Source organism: Sphingopyxis indica (genome assembly GCF_900188185.1).
GTDB lineage: Bacteria > Pseudomonadota > Alphaproteobacteria > Sphingomonadales > Sphingomonadaceae > Sphingopyxis > Sphingopyxis indica.
Map to the genome: position 1 here is coordinate 1 of NZ_FZPA01000030.1, position 4,307 is coordinate 4,307.

Sequence of the window (4,307 nt, forward strand, 5' to 3'; positions counted from 1 at the left end):
AGGAGAGGCGCTTCCAAGAAGCTACAGAAACCACGCAAAACCAAGGAGAATCGGGGGGAGTTGAGCGCCAGGTGCTTCCGTGGCCAGCCGACGCTTCGAATGACCACGATTGCCGATGGCCGATAAGACACTGATATTTGAGGGAAAATTGGCGCACTCGACAGGATTCGAACCTGTGGCCTCCGCCTTCGGGCAGCAGGGGAACAACAAGGAGGAAGGCAAGGCGAAGTCATGTTCCGCAATCGACGTCCTCGCACCGATGTCGTCTGACAGGGGGCAACTTCGCGCGGCATTGCAAGGGGTCCGTGCAGTTGACTGGACACCGCTTGCCGCCGGACTCGATCGTGCCGAGGCTCTGCTGACGGCCTCCTCAACGCCGAGGGAGCAGATCATCTATGTTGTGTCAGATGGCGAAGAGACCTGCGGCGGCGATCCCGTGACCTCCGCCCGACGCATCGACAGCGGTCGCGCGCCGTCGATGCCGCAGGATGGATGGAGATCTGCCCAGACCCGTTCCTATACGCGTCAGTTCGCCAAGGCCAGGGCCGGACAACCGTGACCCGTTCATTCAGGCACCTCGATCAGCTTAACCTTATGGGCCGTGCGCCGCCGATGGTCGCTGAAGCGCTCCCCGTTGCGGCTCTCGGTTCGGACACCATTGCGTTTCCAAGGCTTGCAAAGTTTGCAGCCGCTCCGCTGGTTCCGCGACCTTTTTCTTTTGCAATGCATCGAGGTTGTCATCTTTCTGTCGCAAGCGAGGCGCCGTTCGTTTGTTCTTGACTCTCATACATCGTTTTGGATGATTAACCACGACATCCATCGCCCAGGGGGGATCAATACATGACGTTTCTTCGCGCGCTGTTTCAGGCTCTGTTCTGTCATCACGCGGCTGCCGGCGCCGTTCGCGGGGGCAGCGGCCACTTCAACGAACAATGCCACCCCGGCACCTATAACTGAACGGAAAGCGGCCGCTGAAAGCTGGTCGCCTGTCAGGATAGATGACCGCCGCTGCCTGATTTACGGGCCGCGGTTCGGAAAACTGTACCTGCTCTCTGTGGAACGCCTTGGAGACAGGGTGTTTCGCCAGGTGATCGGCTTGTCCGGTCCAGACGACGCAGCACTCGCCGATCCATCCGACCGCGTTGGCTGGTCGCTTGCGAGCCAGGGCGACGATCTTCGCCCTGGGTCCGGATGGCGGATGCGGTTGGCCTATCACCTCCTTCATCATTCGCGTCATGGCCTGCCGTTCAGGCTGAGTGCGAAGCTGATCGGGCTGGCAGCGAGCCGTTCAGCAAGCCATCCGCACGGCGGGCAGAACACGGTAGAAGCGATCGCGCGTGCGGTTGCCGCCACGGAAGATGCCGTCGGATTCTCCGATTGCTATCCTCGCGCCTTGCTTACCGCTTGGCTGGCGCTTGCCGCGGGCAACTCCTGTGTTCTGGCGATCGGTGTGCTGGCGCCGACGCGAAAGTTGCACGCCTGGTGCACGGTCGCCGGTGTCCTGCCGTTCGAGCCGGTGGCAGAGCATTATCTTTATCAACCGGCCTGGACCATCACGCTGCCCTGATGCCGGCCTTTTTTCGCCCAACCACAACGAATGTCGAAATTGGAGACGCCGAACTCGAGGTCCGCACTTCGGTCGCCACCCGGCACGTCACGCTACCGGGCTGCGGCATCACCTATCTGTGCCTCTATGACGATGAAATCGATCAGCGGACCGAACTCTTCATCAGGCGCTTGGCGATGGCCGGCACGGAAGCGATCGCGCCTTATCTTGAACTGACCGACATCGCCTTCATTGTGCGGCATGATGGCAGTTTGTCGGTTATGCGCGGCGGAGCGTGCCCGATTGCACTCTATTACTGCCCAACCGAGAAGGGGCTGCGCTTCACAACCGCCCTGCCCGTCGCGAACACTTCACGCCTTTCCCGGCGTGGAATCATCATGGCCGTCGCCGCAGCGTGCCAGCACTCTTCTTATGAGCCGAACGCTTTCACCGAAACGCCAGTCGCCGGATGGCACCGGGTGCGTCGCGCCTCGATCAACCATTTCGTCGCGAACCGGCTCGAACGCTGCGAACTCATCGATGGACGACCGGTCCGCACAGTGAGCCGGGAAGAGATTGCCGCAGAGGTCCGTGCGGCATTCATGGCGTACGGGAATTCGCAGGCCGGGATCACCAGATCGGTCCTGGAGGTTTCAGGCGGATTCGATAGCACGCTTGCCGCGACCACACTGATGGCGCGGCAGGACATGCACGGCATCTCATCGGTCTATCCCTATTATGAGTTCCGCGACGAGGTCGAAGTGCAAGCGGGTGTCGCTGGAGAACTTGGAATTCCCCGCACTATCCTCGACGGCACAACGCTTTTCCCCTACGCGCCCAGCGACGAGCCTGTGCGCTGGGACGAGCCGTCGGTCTATGTAACCGGCATCCGCCATGCCGAGCAGGTTGCGCGCTTCGCCAGTCGGCACCATGCACAGCGCATCTATATGGGGCATGGCGGGGACCAATGCTTCGCGACGGATCTGACCTCAAGGGAAGGACTTGTCCGCAATCCACCGGGGCGAGGACCGTTTTCAGCGCGAAGCTGGGCCATTGTTTCCGCAGCCACAAAGGCCACTAACGCATCGCCCTGGATGGCCCGGTCAGCCGGCACGTTCGTCTATGACGCGCGGCAGGACCTATGGGTCAAGGAACGATATGGCGTCACCATCAGGACGCCGTTTTCCGATCTGCGCATATTTCAGGCAGGTCAGCTCTGGTCGGAGCACTCGGCGGCAAGGGGCAAGCGGCCCGACAAATCGATCCTGGTGGATGCGCTGGGCAGCTATCTTCCCGACGCCGTTGTCCGGCGGAAGGGCAAGACGGCCTATGACGGCGTTTGGATGCGCGCTTATGAACGCCATGCCACTCATATTGCCGATTGTTTCGATCGCGCCGCCGCCACGCTGGGGCATCTGGGCATTTCCGCAACATGGTTGATTCGCAGGACCCGCGCGCTTGGTGCCTGGAAGCCCGTGTCGGACAGGGAAGTGCTGGCGCTCTACGCGGTCGCGTTCTGGATTCTGGCTTGGGAACTTGACCGACCGGAGGAGCTTTGCTGGGCGCCGTGATCCCGGGTAGCAATATCGAAGAAGAAATTCTGAAACAGCCTGCCGTTCTCCAACCGGTCGCCGAAATAGGCGCTCGCGCCATGGGCGAGATGCGCGTCGAACAGGACCAGGCGGTTATAGATATTGCTGATCCGGTCGATCTCCTCCCAGTGCCCGCGGTCGAATTCCGCATCGCTCCCGAAGGTCAAGGCCATCAGTGCGGCGTCGCTGGACCGTCGGCGCAGACCGCTCCGGCGCCCGCGGAAGAAAGACAGGCCCGCTCCCAGCGGGGCGTCGGGGGTAAGAAACAGGACGCCTGCATAAGACTGACTGTCGGAATGATACGGGATGGCATCGTTGGCGAAGCAAACCTGGAATCGCCCGTTGGCGGTATTGTCGTCCCAATGCGCCAACTGATGACCGAGCAAATCCTCGAACCTTTGGCGATAGGGCGCCAGATGCAGGAAACGCGCCTCGGTACGCAGGCCGGCGCTGTGCATTTTGACATAGGGCTGCCTGAGCGCCGTCGCCCGCACGCCGTCGGGATCTGTCAGAAAGTCATCGACGACGATGATCTGCGGGCCGGTGCTATCAACGACCATTGTTCCTTCCTTCCGCGAGCTACCTCCAAGGTGCCAGTTTATCTTTCGCGTAATCCTCAGACATGCTGACCACGATCGCGTGGTGAAGATTCACCTGAAGCGTTCTTCGAAATACGCATACCACATTCGTTGAAGCGCAGCGGGTTGCGGCAGAGTTGCACAAGCGCGGCACTCGTCCCCTCATCGGGGCGGTGAGCAGGGCTTTCCTTCATATTCATGCCGGTGGAGCTTGTATTCACCCCCGCTCCAGCGAACCACTGGAAAACAGAACCCCGGTCCGCCGACCTGAATGTCGGGAAAATTGTCCGAACCTCTTGTCGCAAGCAACTCGGGAATTCCGATGCCGGCCGTCATAACCTTCCATTGGCCGTTCGGCTGCCGGGTCAACAACTGGAAGCTCAAACCCGACATGCCGAAGCAGATCGCGCCGCCTTCAGTCACGATGACCTCGGGCCGGCCATCACCATTGATGTCTTCGATTGTCCCTATTGCACCGGCCTCATAGGACGCCCCCGCCGGCGGGTCTCCGCATGTGCCGCTTTCCCATTGTCGGCGCTTCTGTACATAGGTGAAACCTGCGGCCTGGAAGATGCTTCGCATCTCTGAGCT

General features: G+C 60.9%; 5 protein-coding genes. 3 read left to right on the forward strand and 2 right to left on the reverse strand.

Going from position 1 to position 4,307, the window contains the following annotated elements; translation table 11 throughout:
- The first annotated feature begins 115 nt into the window (after positions 1-115).
- From CHB69_RS19445 to CHB69_RS19455, 3 genes are all read left to right on the forward strand, one after another.
- Positions 116-559 carry a vWA domain-containing protein gene (locus CHB69_RS19445; RefSeq protein ID WP_089217549.1) on the forward strand — a complete coding sequence of 148 codons (444 nt, stop codon included), beginning with the start codon at positions 116-118 and terminating at the stop codon, positions 557-559.
- A gap of 516 nt (positions 560-1,075) precedes the next feature.
- Complete coding sequence (locus tag CHB69_RS19450) at positions 1,076-1,567, forward strand: lasso peptide biosynthesis B2 protein (RefSeq protein WP_039578023.1); 492 nt, start codon at positions 1,076-1,078, stop codon at positions 1,565-1,567.
- Entirely contained in the window at positions 1,567-3,117 is a 1,551-nt protein-coding gene (locus CHB69_RS19455) for an adenine nucleotide alpha hydrolase family protein (protein ID WP_039578025.1), read from the forward strand. The genes CHB69_RS19450 and CHB69_RS19455 overlap by 1 nt, the downstream gene beginning before the upstream one ends.
- Here the strand turns inward: CHB69_RS19455 and CHB69_RS19460 are convergent.
- Positions 3,048-3,698 carry a DUF6445 family protein gene (locus CHB69_RS19460; protein ID WP_052208628.1) on the reverse strand — a complete coding sequence of 217 codons (651 nt, stop codon included), beginning with the start codon at positions 3,696-3,698 and terminating at the stop codon, positions 3,048-3,050. The genes CHB69_RS19455 and CHB69_RS19460 overlap by 70 nt on opposite strands.
- A 180-nt stretch (positions 3,699-3,878) precedes the next feature.
- The coding region (locus CHB69_RS20340; RefSeq protein ID WP_170935653.1) for a hypothetical protein at positions 3,879-4,307 on the reverse strand (429 nt) is incomplete at its 5' end.

Excerpts from the sequence above, each read along its gene's own strand:
- CHB69_RS19445 (WP_089217549.1), top strand. The coding sequence starts at position 116 with ATGGCCGATAAGACACTGATATTTGAGGGAAAATTGGCGCACTCGACA.
- CHB69_RS19455 (WP_039578025.1), top strand. The coding sequence starts at position 1,567 with ATGCCGGCCTTTTTTCGCCCAACCACAACGAATGTCGAAATTGGAGAC.
- CHB69_RS19460 (WP_052208628.1), bottom strand. The coding sequence starts at position 3,698 with ATGGTCGTTGATAGCACCGGCCCGCAGATCATCGTCGTCGATGACTTT.